This is a genomic window from Candidatus Electronema sp. JC (assembly GCF_048287365.2).
Taxonomy (GTDB): Bacteria; Desulfobacterota; Desulfobulbia; order Desulfobulbales; family Desulfobulbaceae; genus Electronema.
Genome location: NZ_JBLWEM020000047.1, coordinates 1 through 16,716, shown reverse-complemented (window position 1 = coordinate 16,716; position 16,716 = coordinate 1). Strand labels below are relative to the sequence as shown.

Here is a 16,716-nt window from a genome sequence, read left to right as displayed (position 1 = left end):
ATGCCGCCGCTACTGCCTGCGCGGGTCAAAGGCTTCCCGCAGGGCCTCGCCGATGAAAATCAGCAGAATCAGGGTGCCGACCAGCACGATGAAGGTTGAAAGGGAAAGCCACCACGCTTCGATGTTCGCCTTGCCCTGGGCCAGCAGCTCGCCGAGGCTGGGCGTGTCGGGCGGCACGCCGAGGCCGAGGAAGTCGAGGCTGGTCAGGGCCAGAATCGCCCCGGACATGCGGAAAGGGAGAAAGGTGATCACCGGGGTCATGCTGTTTGGCAGCAGATGGCGGCGCATGATGGTCAGATTGCCCACGCCGAGTGCCTTGGCCGCCTTGACGTAATCGAGATTGCGGCCTTTGAGGAACTCGGCCCGCACGTAGTCGGCCAAACCCATCCAGCCGAAGAGCGAAAGCAGGATCAGCAGGAGGAGGACGCTGGGCTTGAAGATCGAGGCGAAGATGATCAGCAGGTACAGCTCCGGCATCGCGCTCCAGATTTCGATGAAACGCTGAAAGATTAAATCAGTGCGCCCGCCGAAATAGCCCTGCGCCGCCCCGGCGATGATCCCGGTCAGGGTGCCGGTCAGGGTCAAGGCGAAGCCGAAGAGCACCGAGAGCCGGAAGCCGTAGAGCAGCCGGGCCAGCACGTCGCGGCCCCGGTCGTCGGTGCCAAGCAGATGCGTCCCGCTTGGCGGCGCAGGCATGGCCTCGCCGAGATCAAGGTTGATCGAGGTGCTGCTGTGCGGATTGAGCGGGAAAAAGACCTTGTTGCCGCCGCTGTTCAGCTTCTCCAGAATATACGGGTCTCGGTAGTCGGTTTCGGTTTCAAAATCGCCGCCGAACACAGTTTCCGGGTAGCTTTTGAAGAGCGGAAAATAATAGCCGCCCTCGTAGCGGATAAGAAAGGGTTTGTCGTTGCTGAGGATCTCGGCGAAGAGCGAGAAAATGAAGAGCAGGCTGAAAAGCAGCAGGCTGTAAAAACCGCGCCGGTTCTTTTTGAATTTCTGCCATCGCCGCCAAGACAGAGATTTCTGTCGCGCCGCAATCGTGCCGTCTTGGGATTTCACTTGCAACGCCATCGCATCCACCAGCAGGTTTCGTCTGCCGCCGCCGCTGCGTCAAGCTCCGGGGCAATCTCATGCAGGACAGCCTGCGCTTTTTTGCCGACATGCGCGGGCGGGCAGACTGGACAGGCTGCGGACAAAGGGCCGACAGCCGTCGTTCCGCCGTTTCTGTCTGTCAGCTCCACCGCCGAGCTGCCGCCGCCGGTCAGCAGAACCGTCAGCTCAGGACTGACCGCCAAGGCGAAGTCTGTGCCCCGCACGCCGGCGGTCGCCGCCGGAGTTTGAATGCGGTATAAATTTTTCTCCGTCATTTTAGCGACAACAGCCCGCAGCCGCCCCAGAATCAACCGCAGTCGGGTGTCCCGGCGGCTGGCGGCAGGATCATAGACAGCTTTATCAATGATCATTCTTGACTGCCCGGCCAAGGTCAGTCTGCTTTGATCCCGCATCAGCAGGGTGACGCGGCTTTTTGCAGCGGTGACGAGCGTGTCGCCTGTGAAGACCGGCAGGGGAAGGCTTTTCCGCAGGCGGCTGGCGTTGCAGCCGTCCGCTGAAATGATCAGCGCAGTTCCCTGCACAGTCTGCACCGTGCCGACAGCTGGCCCTCTGTCCCGCGTCGGCGTTTGGCAGTCCGTCTCAGGAGCGGCCAGCAGCAGCGACTCGGCTGGTTGCACCTCCGCTGTCAGGACTTGCAGCAGCTCCTGTTCCGAAGGGCAGTTTTTCTCCGCTCTGCCTGCGGACGAAAGCAGGCAGAGCGGCAGCGCAAGCCAGGCCGTTTTTTTTCTGATTTTCATCCGCTCTGCTCCAAGGCGGTGAAGCTGATTCTCGGATCCGCCCAGACATAGCTCAGGTCGGAGAGCAGCCGGGAGATCAGGCCGAGAATGGTGAAAAAATAGAGCGTGCCAAGCACCACCGGATAGTCGCGGTTGAGCACCGATTCATACGCCAGAAGCCCCATGCCGTCCAAAGAGAAAATGGTCTCAATCAGCAGACTGCCGGTGAAAAAAGCGGTGATGAAGGAGCCGGGAAAGCCGGTGATGATCGGAATGATGGCGTTGCGGAAGACATGGCCGTAGAGCACCTGCCCCTCGCTCAGGCCCTTGGCGCGGGCGGTGAGCACGTACTGCTTGCGGATTTCTTCTAAAAAAGAGTTCTTTGTCAGCAGGGTCATCACCGCCAGGCTGCCGACAGCGGAGGCGGTGATCGGCAGCACCATGTGCCAGAGATAATCGAGAATTTTGCCGGTCATGCTCAGTTCTTTCCAGTTGTCTGAGACCAAGCCGCGCAGGGGAAAGATGTTCCAGAAGCTGCCGCCGCCAAAGAGGACGAGCAGCACAAGGCCGAGGACAAAACCGGGCACAGCGTAGCCGACTAAAATCACGGTGCTGGTGGCCACGTCAAAGCGGGAGCCGTCCCGCACCGCCTTGCGGATGCCAAGCGGGATGCAAACCGAATAGACGATCAGAAAGGACCAGAGGCCGAGCGACATGGAGACCGGCAGCTTGGAGATGACCAGCCCGGCCACGCTTTTCTGGTGATAGTAGGAGTCGCCGAAGTCGAAGACCGCATACGAGGCCATCATGCTGAAGAAACGCTGCGCAGGCGGCTTGTCAAAGCCGTAGAGCTTTTTCAGCTGCTCCACCCGTTCCGGGTCAAGGCCCTGCTTGCCCTGATAGATGCCGCTGCCGCCGCCCGCCTCGCCGCCTTTGCCGCGCCGCTCCAGCTCGGCGACCATCTTTTCCACCGGCCCGCCCGGCACAAACTGGGTGATGGCGAAAGTGATCAGCATGATCCCGAACAAAGTCGGGATCATCAGCAGGATGCGCTTGAAAATGTAGGCGGTCATCAGTCTGGCTCAGAATATCCTGATGCTGCCGACTGTGCCGTCATCCGGCGCGTCCTCCGCCTCCTCCACGGCTTCAGCCTCTGCAACGGCATCCAAGGGCAGTTGGTTGATCTGCCGCTCTTTTTTACAGAAGAGCATCAGCCCTTCCGGCAGGAGTGTCGCAGTGACTAATTCCCAGCCCCGGCGGCCCTCTTCATTGAGCGCCGCCTCGGCCTCATCCTCATCAATATATTTTTCACCCAGCAGCCCGTCTTTCTGAAACGGAACGAGGAGGGTTCTGTATTGCCATTGCACGGTGATGTTTCCTATTTCTTGATCAGTTTGTCATTTTTAAACTGGCCCTTGACCGTCCGACCGTCCGGGTGCGTGAGCACGCCCTCTCCCTCGCGTCTGCCCGCCTTGAACATGCCTTTGTACACGCTGCCGTCCGCGCCGACCAGGGTGCCGTAGCCTTCAGGCAGATCGCGGCTGAACGCGCCGGTGTACTTTTTGCCGTTTTTGTAAACCAGCGTCCCTTGCCCGGCGAAATAGCCCTCCGCCATTTCACCGACGTATCTGCTGCCGTCCGGGAACACGTAGGAGCCTTCGCCGTGATACTGCCCCTTGAGAAAGCCGCCTTCATAGGAAGAGCCGTCCTGATAGGTCATCAGGCCGCGCCCTTCGCGCTCGCCCTGTCGGAAAGCGCCGGTGTACTGCCTGCCGTCGGCAAAGACATAGGTGCCTTGGCCGTGGAACTTGCCAGCGGCAAAGTCGCCTTCATAGACCTCGCTGTTTGGCAGCTGAAGCGTTCCCCAGCCGTGCGGCAGCCCTCCTTGGAACGCGCCCTGATACTGCGAGCCGTCTGGCAGCATGATGGCGGCACTGCCGCTGAACAGCTCCGGCGGACTGTTCTCCCGCGAGCGGAGCCGCCCGTCAGCGGCGAAAAAAAGCTGCGGCCCGGCAGGGGCCGTCTCAGGCAGCCGGAGGGGCGCAGGCTCCTCCACAGCGGCCAGCGGGGCGATTTTTATGGCAGCGGCTTTCGCAGCCGGAAGTTCAGGCAGGCTGCCGCCCGCCGCTGCCGGCTGCCCGGCCTTGAATTCGCCCTCGTACAGCACTTTGCCGTCAGCGGCGGTCAGCTTGCCTCTGCCGTGGTACAGATCGTGGCGGAAGAAGCCCTCGTAGCGGCTGCCGTCAGGCAGAATCAGCGTGCCGTAGCCTTCGCGGGCCGCGCCGACAAAACCGCCCTTGTAGCGGCTGCCGTCTAAGGAGCGGCGGCTGATCTCGCCAACCGCCCTGCCCTGCTCAAAGCGGCCTTCGTAGAAGCTGCCGTCCGGCAGGGTCATTCTGCCGGGGCCGTGCGGCTCGCCGTCGCGGAAGCTGCCTGCGTATTTCCGCCCGTCCGGCCATGTCAGCACACCTTGACCATGAAAGCGGCCCATGAGCAGCTCTCCGGTGTAGCGGCGGCCATCCGTCTCGGTCAGGCTGCCGCGTCCGTTGATCACCCCGCTTTCAAACTCGCCCTGATAAACCCTGCCGTCTGGGCTTTTTAAACGGCCTTGGCCATGAAAACGGCCCCGGACAAAATCTCCGGCGTAGCGCAGGCCGTCCGGGCCAGTGAGAACCCCTTTGCCCCAGAGAAAGCCGTTTTTGAACTCACCCTCGTAGAGCCGTCCGTCCGCGCTCTCCAATTTGCCTGAGCCGTTGCGGCAGTCGCCGGACAGGCAGGCAGCAGCGCAGGGCGCGGCGGCGAGCAGCAGGACAGCGGTCAAAAACGGTGCGGTGCGCATCAGAGATAAGCCGACACGCTGCGGCGGGCCGGGTCAGATGATTTGTTCAATTTTGGCGACAAAATCCTGCGCTGCTTCTGGGTCGCCGATTTCCTCCACCAGCAGATTGGTCAGCTCGACTATCCGGCTTGGAACCGCCGGGCCGCTCCGCTGCCATTGCTCAATATAATCCTGCATGACCATTCCTGCAACCGGGCCGACAGCTCCGGCCAGAGCCTGCTCGATCCGGCAGAGCATGGCTTGCAGCTGGGCGGGAAAAAGGCCGTTCGCCCCTGTTTCCGGCTCAGATTGCGCGGCGGCGAGGGCTTCCACCGGCGGCGCAGGCTCGGCTGGCTCCTCCGGCAGCTTGCCGCGCCGCAGCTCGTCGGCAAGGCGGACAGCGGCGGCGGCCACCGCCGTTCCGTCAGCCTCCGGCGCGCAGACAGCAATCAAGGCGGAATTCGCCTGCAACGGCAGGCCGACCACCGCGCAGCGGTCAAAGAGGAACTGAGCGGTTTTGATGCTCAGGCCGCTCATCGAGCTGAGCTGAAAAAGGCGCAGCAGATGCGCGCCCGCCGTCTCCAAAAGGCCCGGGGCAAGCCGCCCGTGGGCCGCCGCGCAGCCCAGCACCCCCTCTTTCTTGTCAAAGACAAAGGCTCCGATCACGCCGTCCTGCCGGGCGAACTGCTCAAGAAGCTGCCGCATTGCTGGTGGCCTCCTTCCGTTCCGGCGCCCGCAGCAGGACGGCGCGGATGCTGGAGCTGATCTTGGGGACAGATGTCTGGCCGTCGGCCAGCAGGCCAATGATCAGGCCCGCGCCGGGCAGGATCAGCAGCAGCTCGCCGCTGGCCAGCTCGGCCTGAATACTCTGCGGCCCTCTGACTTTGTCGCCCAAGCTCTGCCGCATCTGGAGGCTGCTCATCACCGCGTAGGAGATGAAGGCGCAGATCTGCCGGTTGTCCGAGGAGCGGGCCACCGTTTTGCCCTGCCGGTTGAAGAGGTAATAATGGCGGATTTCCGGGATGCTCATGATCTCCGCCACCAAACGCCGGAGGAGCGGATGCGCCTTCACCGCCTCGGAGAGCGGCGGATCCTCCGGCGGCACAGGACGCTTGCCGTCCGCCGCAGAGGCGTGGAGCAGGATGCGGGACAGCGACTGGCTGATCCGCGTCATCCGGTCCTGCGGCGCGCTGACCTGAAAGGCGGGCGCGTCCAAGGCCAGCAGACGATGCACTGCCGCCATCCCGGCCCGGCCTTCGCAGACCGCGTCAATCAGCCGCCCTTCCTGGAAAAAAAAGCTGCCGCTGCGGCTCCCGGCGGAGACCGTCAGGGTGCAGCTGGTCCGCTCCTGCTCCAGCAGCTGGAGGAAGGAAGGAAGGGAAAGGCCGTGCAGACCTCCGCCCGGCTGAACTGTCTCCGCGCTCATCTGCCTCCTGCGCCGTCAGGAACGGTAGTTGGCGTTGATCTTGACGTAATCGCAGCTCAGGTCGCAGGTGAGCATTTCCGCCGCCGCCGCGCCCGCGCCGAGGCCGACTGTGACGGCGAACTCTTTGTTTTTCAGAACTTGGGTGGCGGCTGCCTCCGCCTCTTTGCCGAGACCGAAGCCGTTCTCCACCAGCAGCGCGCCGTCAAAGGCGATGGCAACCCGCTCCGGCTGGAACGCCGCTCCAGAGCGGCCCAAGGCGGCGATGATCCGGCCCCAGTTCGCGTCCTCACCGAAAAAGGCGGTCTTGACCAAAGGCGAATTGGCGATGGTGCGGGCGGCGTTGACCGCGTCTTCCTGCGTCGCCGCGCCCTCGACGCGGATCGTCACTAACTTGGTCGCTCCTTCGCCGTCGCGGACAATCTGCTTGGCGAGATCTTTGAAGATGCCGTGCAGGGCCTCGGTGAAAAGCGCGAGCTGCTCCGGGCGGCTTGCGTCAATCAGCGCGTTGCCTGCCGCGCCGTTGGCCAGACAAAGGACGGTGTCGTTGGTCGAAGTGTCGCCGTCCACGGTGATCCGGTTGAAGGACAGGTCGGCCCCGCTGCTGACAGCAGCCTGCAAGGCGGGCTGGGCGATGTTCGCGTCGGTGACGGCAAAGCAGAGCATGGTGGCCATGTTCGGCATGATCATCCCCGCGCCTTTGGCGCAGGCGAGCAGATTGACCTCCGCGCCGTCAATGCTGATTGTCGCCGAAGAAGTTTTCGGCACGGTGTCGGTGGTCATGATCGCCCGCGCCAAGCTATCGAAACCGTCTTCGGACAGGCTGGCCGCCAGATTCGGCATGGCCGCCGCAAAGGGCGTGAGATCAAGCTGCGCGCCAATCACGCCGGTCGAAGCCACCTGCACCAGCTCCTCGTCAATCTTCAGAGCCTGCGCCGCCAGCGCGCCCACAGCGCGGGCCATCCGCATTCCTTCCTCTCCGGTGCAGGCGTTGGCGTTGCCGCTGTTGACGACAATCGCCTGCGCCTTGCCCTGCCGCAGCCGTTCCATGCCCAAGAGCACCGGCGCGGCCTTGACCGTAGCAGCGGTAAAGACTCCGGCGGCGGCGGCAGGAATTTCAGAATAAATCAGACCAAGATCGAGCCGGTTCTGATAACGGATGCCAGCCTTGACTGCGGCGGCGGAGAATCCTTTGACCTTCATGCAATGACCTGCTTCTGTTGTAATTTTCCACATGCGGCATGACCGCCTGCAATCTATGTGCTATATTAGCACAAAAGGACAGGGTCTGTACAGCGTGTTCCAGTCCGCTCCGCCGCAAAAAAAGAAGACATGACCAGACTTTTGGTTCTCAGCGACATTCACGGCAACTGGCCAGCTCTGCAGGCCGTGGCCGCGCAGACTGATCTCAGCCGCATTGATCAGATCATCAACTGCGGCGACACGACGGTTTACGCGCCCTTTGCCAATCAAGCGCTGACGTGGCTGGCTGACTGCCGCGCCCTGTCGGTGCTCGGCAACACCGACAGCAAAGTGCGGCGGCTGCTTCGGGGCAGGAGCTTCCGCAAACCAGGCAGCGCGGAAAAACGGATCATGTATGTCCATGCCGCCGCGACTTTGAGCGGGCAGAACCGGCAGCGGCTGGAAGTCTTGCGGAAAACCGGGCGGATGCAGGCCGAGGGCCGCCGCATCATTGTCTGTCACGGCAGCCCGGCCCGGCAGGACGAATTTCTTTATCCCGGCACGCCGAAAAAACGCTATCGGGAGCTGGCCCGCATGGCCAAGGCGGAGATCATTCTCACCGGCCACACCCACGAGCCGCAGCACAAAATTGTCGGCGGCGCGCATTTTCTCAATCCTGGTTCAGTCGGCCGGATGTTTGACGGCAATCCGGCGGCCTCATACCTTATCTTGGAGCTTGGCCGGAAAAAAATCCGGGCCGAGTTCCGCCGCTGCGCCTATGACGCTGAACTGGTGGCGCAGGAGCTGGCGCAGGCGGGCCTGCCGGAAATCTATGCGGCAATGTTCCGCCAAGGTCGGAAGTTGAATTGAAAGCAGTCGTCAGGCGAGTTGTTGCATTGATGGCTGAAAAATCTGCCAGCAAACATGCTTCTCCATCATTTTAGAATTAATTCATGATAATGTCATCGGCATGCATATCGACCGTTATTATTTTGAAAGCGGTCGATGTTCAGAAAGTGTCTGACCAAAGGACTTAACCCATTACCACAAAATCCGCGTCCTGCTGGACAAAAGGCGTTTCGCCGGTTATAATTGCTGCTAATTTCAATTCGGAGCAAACTGAAACCATTCGCCGGCCGCGAGGCTGGACAGGAGGCTGAGAAACGCCGTGGCTGACGAGCAGACAGACAAGCAGGAATTCAATCTTGATTCGCCGCAGTGGTACCTCAACCGCGAGCTGACCTGGCTGGAGTTCAACCGCCGGGTGCTGCACGAAGGCCAGGACCCGCGCACGCCGCTGCTGGAGCGGATCAAATTTCTCGCCATAGTCGGCAGCAACTTGGATGAATTTTTCATGAAGCGCATCGGCGGCCTCAAGCAGCAGGTCGGGGCCGGAGTGCGCAGCCTGACCGTGGACGGCAGATCGCCGGGCGAGCAGATCGCCGAGTGCCATGAGTCGGTGCGGGACATCCTCCGCCGCAAGGAGGAGCTGGAGGAGGAGCTGCTCGGCCTGCTGACAGCGCAGGGCATCCGCATCGTCAATTATCAGCAGCTGGACCGCGACCAGCAGCGCGAGGCCGGCCGCTACTTTCATGACAACATTTATCCCCTGCTCACCCCGCAGGGCATGGACCCGGCCCATCCCTTCCCCTTCATCTCCAATCTTTCCATCAACCTGCTGGTGGTGACGCGCTACGAGAACGACGACCATTTTTTCCTCAACCGGATCAAGATGCCCACCGGGGTCGGCGTTCCCCGCTTCATCAAGATCGGCGGCGGCCATCTCTACATCCGCTTTGAGGATCTGATCGCCAACAATCTCGCCGCGCTCTTTCCCGGCCTGCTGATCGAGTCCTGCTCGCTCTTCCGGGTGACGCGCAATGCCATCACCGAAGAAAACGCGGAAAAGGCCAACGACCTGCTGGCAGTGATCGAGACTGCCCTGCGCGACCGCAAATTCGCCGAAATTGTCCGGCTGGAGATCGAGCCGGGCATGAACCCGTCACATCGGGGCATGCTCGCCGCCGAGCTGGGCATTGACGAAAGCAAGGACGTGTTCGCCGCCAAAGGGATCATCGGCAAGCGCGACTTTTTCCAGATCGCCTCAATTGACCTGCCGGAGCTGCGCTGTCCGCCCCACCAGCCCTGCGACCATTTCCGCCTGACCGGGGAATCCCGCAATATTTTCCATATCATCCGCGAGTTCGGCTCGCTGCTGCTCCAGCATCCCTACGAATCCTTTGAATGCACGGTGCTGCGCTTTCTGCGCGAGGCCAGCCAGGATCCCAAAGTGCTGGCGATCAAGATGACCCTCTACCGCACCTCGGCGGACTCCGGCATCATTCCCTGCCTCATCAACGCGGCCAAAAACGGCAAGCAGGTGGCGGTGGTGGTCGAGCTGAAGGCCCGCTTTGACGAGTCGGCCAACATCCGCTGGGCCGAGCAGATGGAGGAGGCCGGCGTGCATGTCACCTACGGCGTGGTCGGGCTGAAAACGCACTCCAAGGTCATCTTTGTTGTCCGCCGCGACTTTGACGGCCTGCGCCGCTACGCCCACATCGGCACCGGCAACTATCACGCCGGCACAGCCAGAATGTATGCTGATCTCGGCATTCTGACCTGCGATCCGGTCATCGCCGAAGATCTGACCGAGCTGTTCAACTACCTGACCACCGGCTATGCCCCGGACAGAAATTACCGCAAGCTGCTGCCTTCGCCGCGCGTTCTGAAAAAAGCCCTGCTGGAGAAGATCAGCCGCGAAATAGCCTTGCACAGCGAAAAAACTCCTGGACGGATTCAGTTCAAAACCAACGCGTTAGAAGACAAAGACATCACCGCCGCCCTCTATAAGGCCTCAATGGCCGGAGTCAAGGTGGACCTGATCGTCCGCGACAGCTGCCGCCTGCGCCCCGGCATCGCCGGGCTGTCGGAGAATGTGCGGGTGATTTCGGTGGTGGGCCGCTTCCTTGAGCACTGCCGGATTTACTATTTCCACAACGGCGGCGAGGAGGAGTATTTCATCGGCTCCGCCGACATCATGAAGCGGAATCTGGAGGAGCGCGTGGAGGTCATCACCCCGGTCGAGCCGCCGGAGCTGCGCGTCCAGCTGCGCCGTTTTCTGGAGTTTCAGCTTGGCGACCAGCGCAGCGCGTGGGAGATGCAGCCGGACGGTAGCTATGTCCAGCGCAGCGGCGAAGATCAGGTCAGCTGCCACGAGAAGCTGATCCGGCAGGCGGAGAAGCGGCTTTCTGACGCGCAGCAGCAGGTCAAGCTGCGGCGGAAAAAAATCATCAAGCGGAAAAAAGCGTGATGAAAAAATAGATTTCTTGCAGAAAAGACCCTGCGCCGAGACGGTCTGTCGATTTTTTCCAACGTTGGAAAAAAAATCAAGCACTACGTCTTGAGTATTAACAAAATTAGGAAGGTTGCCATGCAGGATGATGAGCAGAAAAAAGAGCTGAAGGCGGAGCTGGACGGAGAGGATGCCGAACTGCGGCTCCTTGAGGGCACAGCGGCCAGAAATATCAATAAAAAAGAGAAAAAAGGCCGCCGCGCCGTCTGGATCAGCGAAGAGCTGCTGGAATACGAGACTGAACTGAAAGCCTTGCAGATTGAGCTGATGAAGCTCCAGATGCACATCAAGGCGGCGGGAATGCGGATGCTGGTCATCTTTGAAGGCCGCGACGCGGCGGGCAAAGGCGGCACCATCAAGCGGATCACCGAATTCCTCAATCCGCGCACCACCCGCGTTGTCGCCCTGTCCAAACCCAATGAGACTGAGGCCACGCAATGGTATTTTCAGCGTTATGTCCCGCACCTGCCTGCGGCGGGCGAGCTGGTGCTTTTCGACCGCTCGTGGTACAACCGGGCCATGGTCGAGCCGGTGATGGGCTTCTGCACGGACGAGCAGCACAAGCGCTTCCTCAAGGATGTGCCGCTCTTCGAGCAGATGCTGGTCAAGGACGGCATCCTCCTCTTTAAATTTTATTTTTCCGTTTCCAAAGAGGAGCAGGCCCGCCGCTTCGAGGCGAGGAAGAGCGATCCGCTCAAGCAGCACAAGCTCTCGCCGGTGGACAATCTGGCCCAGGAATATTGGAATCAGTACAGCGTCAAAAAATTCCAGATGCTGAACGAGTCCAACCGCAGTCTGACTCCGTGGGCCATCATCCGCTCGGACAACAAGAAAAAGGCCCGGCTCAACTGCATCAAGCATCTGCTCGCCAACATTGACTACCCTGAGAAACTTGAGGCGGAACGCTTCATCACAGACCCGGAGGTGGTCATCTCCGGCATTGACGAGATCCAGCACATGGAAGAGCATCTCTTCAAACCCGGCAAGCTCCGGGGCTGACCCCTTTCCCACGGACAAGAGACCATGATCAGCCTCAGCGTCATCTTCTGGACCTTCATTGTCCTGTTCGCCCTGATCGGCGCGCTGCGCGGCTGGAGCAAGGAGCTGCTGGTGATGTTCAGCATCATTCTCGCCCTTTTCATCATTCAGGTGGTGCAGAGCTACGTGCCTTTAGTTTCGCGGATGCTGGCCTCCAGCGACGCGCGCGGCCAGTTTTTCCTCTGGTCGCTGGCGGTCTGCTTCTTCGCCTTTTTCGGCTATCATGCGCCGACAGTCAACAAGCTGGCCTCGGTCAAGCTGATGACTCCCCGCGACCGGCTCCAGGACTGGCTGCTCGGCGGCATCCTCGGTGCCTGCAACGGCTACCTTTTGGTGGGCACCATTCTGTATTATCTTGACATGACCGGCTATCCATTTCCTGAAGCCCACATAAGCCCGCCCAAACAGGGGGATGCGGTGGTGAAGCTGATCTCGCTGCTGCCGCCCGCCTGGCTCGTTGTGCCGTATATTTATTTTGCCGTGGCAATCGCTTTCGCCATTATTGTCATCGTCTTCATCTGAGGCAGATGCTCCTCCCTCTTGAGCAGCAGCCTGTGCTGGGCATCTGCGGCCGCAGCGGCGCAGGCAAAACCACGCTGATTGCGGCCCTGATTCCCCGCCTGCGCGAACTGGGCCTGCGCGTGGCGGCGGTCAAGGACAGCGGCCGCTTCTTCGCCGCCGGGGCGGATGCCGCTCTTTTTGGCGGGCAGCACTTTTTCCGCCGTCATCAGTCCGGCAGCCTGAACGCTTTTCTGGCCAGCCTCTGCCCGGCTTATGATATAGTTTTGGTGGAAGGCCATGCCGCCACTGACGTGCCGAAAATCTGGCTCGCCGGGCCGGAGGACAGCGACGGGCCGCCGCCGGAGCTGAGGGGGCGGCTGCTGGCTGTGCTGCGGCGCGGGGAGACGGAGCGGCTTTTCAGCGTCGCGCAGGAGCTGATTGCGGAAAAATGGCGGCAGACTCCGGTCTGGGGGTGCGTGCTGATCGGCGGCAGAAGCAGCCGCATGGGCAGGCCCAAGCATCTGCTGCCGCAAGACGGCAGGACATGGCTGGAACAGGCTGCAAAAAAACTCGCGCCGTTCGTCGGACAGGTGGTGATCTCCGGGTCCGGCCTCATTCCTGAGACGCTGGCCGGGCTGCCCCGTGTGCCGGACGCGCCGGGTTTGGCCGGGCCGCTGGCCGGCATCCTTGCCGTCATGCGCTGGCAGCCTGCGGTGTCTTGGCTGGTGATGGCCTGCGATCTGCCGGACGCGCAGCCGGAAAGCCTGCGCTGGCTGCTGGAGCAGCGCAGGCCGGGCATCCGCGCTGTTCTCCCTGATCTCGGCGCAGGAGGGCGGCTGGAGCCGCTGCTAGCTTGGTATGATTTCCGCTGCCGGCCGCTTCTGGAGGACATCGCCGCTGCCGGCCCGCTGCGCCTGCACAGACTGGCGGAGCAGGAGGGCATCTGCCGGGCGCAGCCTCCGGTGCAGCTGCATGGCTCTTGGCGCAATGTCAACACGCCGGAGGAGCTTTGATCAGCAGCGCGCTTTTTTTATAGTGTTGCACATTTTCATTCGGGTGAAAGGCAACAGCCTCATGCCAAATCCAGAAGCCGCCATGATTGTTGACCGCCGAGAATGATCTGAATGCCAGATGATGCTCAGTCCGGCATTGCCACGCAATCATCAGTGATGAATGCGGCAGGATTTTTTATCGTCAGCGGCAGACCAGGGCCGATTATCGTTTTTCCTTCCGCTTCCAGCTCCGCAAGATCGAGATTCAATGCCAGAAGCGATGACAAAACATCTGCATTCTTTTTCATGCCATAGGCGGAAAAAACAGCAGCATCAAGTTTGTCCTGCGCTTCGCTGACCGGATTGTCCGCTGTCTCCTCCATAACCCGATACAAATCACGCAAGCTCATCTTATGCTCCTGCATGACGCTGCGCCGGGCCGAGCGCAGCGCAACTGCCCGCTCGGCAACAGCTTTGATCTGCTTTGCAGATGCCTTTTGCGGCCAAGGAAAAGAATCAAAAACGCTGTTGGAAGTGTATCGAAATCTCTCTGTTAATGTTGAACAGCGGGCCGTAAACCATTCCCAATGAACAACAGACTGCAAGATGCCGAAAGAGTAATCGTCTGCCAACGGAAAAACTATCAAAGCAGCATTTGGATTGATCGAAGATGAAACAAACTCGAAAATTGGCCGTTTAGTCACTTGTCCACAGACACAGTAGCGGGGCAGTTTTTCTATTATATTCATCAATTCCTCGCGAGAATAGGAAAGTTTCCACCATTGGCGAAAAAAATTGGCATGATGCCTATTGACCCGCGCTTTTGGATTCTTTGCCAAGACCATCTCGTTTTTCCTTTCCTCATCTTTTGCTTTTTCCTGACGCTCTGTCAAAACGATCTTTCTTATTCTGTTGAATACTTCCGTATATTCCTGAGCAGAAAAAATATCGTGTTTGCGGAAATCGATCACATAGCGTTTCGGCAAGGAACCGAAAGAACCGATCATCTCGTCAGCAGTGAGGAACGGGAAAAGCACTTCCCTGTATTTGTTATCTGAAGCAATCAGTTGCTCGGCTTCCTCACGTTTGAGGAGAAAACCTGCATGGCCATGCGTCTGTCCTTGAAAACAGGCCTTTGATTCAACATTTGCCCGAAGCGGTTTGGCAGAAGTCAAATCAGCGGCAAGACTGAGCGCGGAGTTTATCTGCTCAACCTCGTAATATTCAAACGAAGATTCCTTGGCATCACCGCGTTGAAAAATCAGCTTCTTTTTTCCCGGCTCTTCGCCTTTCACCCAATTGACAATAGAGACATGAACTGCCGCATCTCCAGACCAGACTTGCGTTGAAACTGCTTCGGTAATCGTGCCGCCATTGCTGACAATGTAATCCAGTCCGCCTTCCCGCGAGTAATTCTGGCGGATGGTGTTGGTGCCGACCAATCCGGCCCGCTGGCCTGCCTTCATTTCCTCATGCGCCCGCCGGAACCAGTAAACGCAGTAATCAGCCCGACCCGGAACATCAGCATAGCGTGTCCGCACCCGCTCTATCTCCGCCCTGTCCATTTCAAGCTGCATCTTGTTTTTGGCCTGATAAGGCGGATTGCCGATCACCGCATCAAAGGAGGGCCAGTCACAGAACAGCGCGTCATCACAGATGATGTTGTCCTCCAAACGGTCAAGCGGCAGCCCTTCGTCAACAAGGTGCATGAGCGGACTGATGCGCTTGTTCCATTCGTCGGCAGCCAGCTCCTTGCCGATCATCATGGTCATTTTCGCCACCTCCACGGCCACAGGCAGCCGGTCAATGCCGTGAAACTGCTTGGCAGACACTTGCGACATACCCAATTGAATGCTTTTTGATGACCGTCGCGAATAATCGGCGACAATTTTTTCAATGATCTGCATTTCAATCTCTTTCAAGGCGCGGTAGGCCACATAAAGAAAGTTGCCGCAGCCGCAGGCCGGGTCAAGCACTTTGAAATTGCCAAGCTCCTCGCGGAGAGCGGACAGCTTCTGAAGCGTGTCCGCCTTGTTCAGTTTCTCCTTCCACGGGCGGATGATGGTTGGATTGACAATTTTCAAAATATCCGCTTCACTGGTGAAATGCGCCCCGAACTGATGCCGCTCTTTCACGTTCATGGTGCTTTCAAAAAGCGTGCCGAAAATCGCCGGATTGACATGCTTCCAGTTGAATTTGGCAGCCTTGCTGAGAAGGCTGAGGCTGTCTGCGTCAAGCTCCAGCGGTTCAACTGCGTCAAAAAGCCCGCCGTTGAAATACCTGACTTGCTTGAATCTGCCGCCCCGCGCCGCGTCCTTGCTTGCCATCTGCCTGAACAGGCCGCCAAAAAGATCATACGTGCTCTGGCCGCGTTGACAGTCCCGAATCAGTTCCGTGAAAATGGCCTGCGGCAGGAGGCCGAAGTCTTCAGAAAACAACGCGAGCACAGATTGGAGAAGGAATCGCTGCGCTCTTGCCGGTTTTTCTTTGCGCTCAACAATCAAATGCCGGAATATCTTGCCGACAACTTTTGCCGCTTCTTGCGAAATTTCTTCAACATTGCGGTGAAAGACCGGCTCCCTTCCTTCCTTGAGCAGGAAATTGAATGCGCTGGCCCGGTCAATCAGCTCGCTGATGGCAATGTCATCCACCAGCGAGAGCTGCTTGTAGATTAAAAATCGGTCAAAATTGCATAATATGACATAGGTCGGCTTCTGCGCTGCCGTACCGATGACAGTTTCCGGGTTCATTTCAATCCAGTAGTCACGCGCCTGCGGAAAATGAGCAGATAGATTCTTTTCCGCCCTTTTCTTCATTTCAATCAAAACACCGTCAGCACCAGGCGGCGACCAGAGACAATCAGCAAACTTGGTCCGTCCTGTGGTGTTGAACTTGATTCTTGCCTCAAGAACTCCATTTGCTTCGATAATGCCGCCATGACCAAAGGCACGGAAAAGACGGTCGCAGAAAAGCTGCGCTTCTCCTTTTTCATCGCCTTTCAGTCTCTTGACATACTCAACAAATTCTTGCAGCAGTTGCTGATTTGACATGATCAATTTTTAAAAGAAAAAGGGCTGCCGCCTTGCGGGCCGGAACGAGAATCGAACTCGTACAGCTGCGAAGAGCCGAGGGATTTTAAGTAATTCAGGCGTATTTTCCGGCAAGTTCTCTTTTGTTCTGAACTTGTTGATATAGTTGAAAGTAAGAGCACTGCCTTTGCTCCAGCCATGCTCTTTTCTTCTGCCAAATTCCCTTGTTTTCTTGGCACGATTACACAGGAATTACACAGAGCGTTGCACAGGAAAAATATGCGTAACTGCCTTTCATAAATTGAACTCTTCTGACTGTTCATAGCTCTTTCAGCTCATCTTCATGCGCAACGAACTTTCTGAAATGATGCGCCCACCATTTCAGGCTGTGATCGTATGCTTTTTCCGGTGCATTGGTTTCCAATTTTCGATAGCAATAATTCAACTGCTTCAGCCAGCGTGCTGTTTTCCGTAGCCGTTCAAAATCAACGCGGTGCTGATGATAGATCAGATAGACTTCAACGATGAATCGGGCTATCCGTCCATTTCCGT

Annotated in this window: 15 protein-coding genes and 1 pseudogene; 5 read left to right on the top strand and 11 right to left on the bottom strand. The window is 58.9% G+C overall.

Going from position 1 to position 16,716, the window contains the following annotated elements; genetic code table 11:
• Positions 1-9: 9 nt before the first annotated feature.
• From ACNKH3_RS07680 to argJ, 8 genes are read right to left on the bottom strand one after another with little or no spacing between them, the layout of a single operon-like run.
• Positions 10-1,071, bottom strand: a complete 1,062-nt coding sequence (locus ACNKH3_RS07680) for an ABC transporter permease (RefSeq protein ID WP_420208807.1) — start codon at positions 1,069-1,071, stop codon at positions 10-12.
• Entirely contained in the window at positions 1,056-1,850 is a 795-nt protein-coding gene (locus tag ACNKH3_RS07675; protein ID WP_420208806.1) for a FecR family protein, read from the bottom strand. Before ACNKH3_RS07675 ends, ACNKH3_RS07680 begins: the two co-directional genes overlap by 16 nt.
• Positions 1,847-2,902 (bottom strand): microcin C ABC transporter permease YejB, encoded by a 1,056-nt coding sequence (locus ACNKH3_RS07670; protein ID WP_417916367.1) that lies wholly within the window; start codon positions 2,900-2,902, stop codon positions 1,847-1,849. Before ACNKH3_RS07670 ends, ACNKH3_RS07675 begins: the two co-directional genes overlap by 4 nt.
• A gap of 9 nt (positions 2,903-2,911) precedes the next feature.
• Positions 2,912-3,196, bottom strand: coding sequence for a hypothetical protein (locus ACNKH3_RS07665; protein ID WP_417916366.1), 285 nt, complete (start codon positions 3,194-3,196; stop codon positions 2,912-2,914).
• Positions 3,197-3,207: 11 nt separating this feature from the next.
• Complete coding sequence (locus ACNKH3_RS07660; RefSeq protein WP_420208805.1) at positions 3,208-4,668, bottom strand: MORN repeat-containing protein; 1,461 nt, start codon at positions 4,666-4,668, stop codon at positions 3,208-3,210.
• A gap of 33 nt (positions 4,669-4,701) precedes the next feature.
• Positions 4,702-5,352 carry a hypothetical protein gene (locus ACNKH3_RS07655; RefSeq protein WP_417916211.1) on the bottom strand — a complete coding sequence of 217 codons (651 nt, stop codon included), beginning with the start codon at positions 5,350-5,352 and terminating at the stop codon, positions 4,702-4,704.
• Positions 5,336-6,073, bottom strand: a complete 738-nt coding sequence (locus tag ACNKH3_RS07650; RefSeq protein WP_417916212.1) for a DUF4388 domain-containing protein — start codon at positions 6,071-6,073, stop codon at positions 5,336-5,338. The genes ACNKH3_RS07655 and ACNKH3_RS07650 overlap by 17 nt, the downstream gene beginning before the upstream one ends.
• Positions 6,074-6,088: 15 nt before the next feature.
• A complete protein-coding gene (gene argJ, locus ACNKH3_RS07645; protein ID WP_417916213.1) occupies positions 6,089-7,273 on the bottom strand; it encodes a bifunctional glutamate N-acetyltransferase/amino-acid acetyltransferase ArgJ in 1,185 nt (394 codons plus the stop codon).
• 129 nt (positions 7,274-7,402) lie between these two features.
• Here argJ and ACNKH3_RS07640 point away from each other — a divergent pair, with 129 nt between their 5' ends.
• The 5 genes from ACNKH3_RS07640 (at position 7,403) to ACNKH3_RS07620 (ending at position 13,156) form a co-directional block, all read left to right on the top strand.
• Positions 7,403-8,122 carry a metallophosphoesterase family protein gene (locus ACNKH3_RS07640; RefSeq protein WP_417916214.1) on the top strand — a complete coding sequence of 240 codons (720 nt, stop codon included), beginning with the start codon at positions 7,403-7,405 and terminating at the stop codon, positions 8,120-8,122.
• A 298-nt stretch (positions 8,123-8,420) separates the two neighbouring features.
• The gene (ppk1, locus tag ACNKH3_RS07635) at positions 8,421-10,562 is read left to right on the top strand and encodes a polyphosphate kinase 1 (RefSeq protein ID WP_420208804.1); all 2,142 of its coding nucleotides are present in this window, start codon (positions 8,421-8,423) and stop codon (positions 10,560-10,562) included.
• 120 nt (positions 10,563-10,682) lie between these two features.
• A complete protein-coding gene (ppk2, locus tag ACNKH3_RS07630) occupies positions 10,683-11,603 on the top strand; it encodes a polyphosphate kinase 2 (RefSeq protein ID WP_420208803.1) in 921 nt (306 codons plus the stop codon).
• A gap of 24 nt (positions 11,604-11,627) precedes the next feature.
• On the top strand, positions 11,628-12,164 hold the full coding sequence (locus ACNKH3_RS07625) for a CvpA family protein (RefSeq protein ID WP_420208802.1): 537 nt from the start codon (positions 11,628-11,630) through the stop codon (positions 12,162-12,164).
• Positions 12,165-12,169: 5 nt separating this feature from the next.
• Positions 12,170-13,156, top strand: a complete 987-nt coding sequence (locus ACNKH3_RS07620) for a molybdopterin-guanine dinucleotide biosynthesis protein MobB (RefSeq protein WP_420208801.1) — start codon at positions 12,170-12,172, stop codon at positions 13,154-13,156.
• Positions 13,157-13,281: 125 nt separating this feature from the next.
• Here the strand turns inward: ACNKH3_RS07620 and ACNKH3_RS07615 are convergent, their stop codons facing one another.
• The 3 genes and pseudogenes from ACNKH3_RS07615 to ACNKH3_RS07605 all read right to left on the bottom strand — a co-directional run.
• The gene (locus ACNKH3_RS07615; protein WP_420208800.1) at positions 13,282-16,185 is read right to left on the bottom strand and encodes a DNA methyltransferase; all 2,904 of its coding nucleotides are present in this window, start codon (positions 16,183-16,185) and stop codon (positions 13,282-13,284) included.
• A gap of 2 nt (positions 16,186-16,187) precedes the next feature.
• Entirely contained in the window at positions 16,188-16,487 is a 300-nt protein-coding gene (locus ACNKH3_RS07610; protein ID WP_420208799.1) for a hypothetical protein, read from the bottom strand.
• A pseudogene (locus ACNKH3_RS07605) lies at positions 16,484-16,716 on the bottom strand (hypothetical protein); the annotation flags it as partial. The gene ACNKH3_RS07610 and the pseudogene ACNKH3_RS07605, both read right to left, overlap by 4 nt.

Excerpts from the sequence above, each read along its gene's own strand:
- ACNKH3_RS07680 (WP_420208807.1), bottom strand. The coding sequence starts at position 1,071 with ATGGCGTTGCAAGTGAAATCCCAAGACGGCACGATTGCGGCGCGACAG.
- ACNKH3_RS07675 (WP_420208806.1), bottom strand. The coding sequence starts at position 1,850 with ATGAAAATCAGAAAAAAAACGGCCTGGCTTGCGCTGCCGCTCTGCCTG.
- ACNKH3_RS07670 (WP_417916367.1), bottom strand. The coding sequence starts at position 2,902 with ATGACCGCCTACATTTTCAAGCGCATCCTGCTGATGATCCCGACTTTG.
- ACNKH3_RS07660 (WP_420208805.1), bottom strand. The coding sequence starts at position 4,668 with ATGCGCACCGCACCGTTTTTGACCGCTGTCCTGCTGCTCGCCGCCGCG.
- ACNKH3_RS07655 (WP_417916211.1), bottom strand. The coding sequence starts at position 5,352 with ATGCGGCAGCTTCTTGAGCAGTTCGCCCGGCAGGACGGCGTGATCGGA.
- ACNKH3_RS07650 (WP_417916212.1), bottom strand. The coding sequence starts at position 6,073 with ATGAGCGCGGAGACAGTTCAGCCGGGCGGAGGTCTGCACGGCCTTTCC.
- argJ (WP_417916213.1), bottom strand. The coding sequence starts at position 7,273 with ATGAAGGTCAAAGGATTCTCCGCCGCCGCAGTCAAGGCTGGCATCCGT.
- ACNKH3_RS07640 (WP_417916214.1), top strand. The coding sequence starts at position 7,403 with ATGACCAGACTTTTGGTTCTCAGCGACATTCACGGCAACTGGCCAGCT.
- ppk2 (WP_420208803.1), top strand. The coding sequence starts at position 10,683 with ATGCAGGATGATGAGCAGAAAAAAGAGCTGAAGGCGGAGCTGGACGGA.
- ACNKH3_RS07625 (WP_420208802.1), top strand. The coding sequence starts at position 11,628 with ATGATCAGCCTCAGCGTCATCTTCTGGACCTTCATTGTCCTGTTCGCC.
- ACNKH3_RS07620 (WP_420208801.1), top strand. The coding sequence starts at position 12,170 with ATGCTCCTCCCTCTTGAGCAGCAGCCTGTGCTGGGCATCTGCGGCCGC.
- ACNKH3_RS07615 (WP_420208800.1), bottom strand. The coding sequence starts at position 16,185 with ATGTCAAATCAGCAACTGCTGCAAGAATTTGTTGAGTATGTCAAGAGA.
- ACNKH3_RS07610 (WP_420208799.1), bottom strand. The coding sequence starts at position 16,487 with ATGAACAGTCAGAAGAGTTCAATTTATGAAAGGCAGTTACGCATATTT.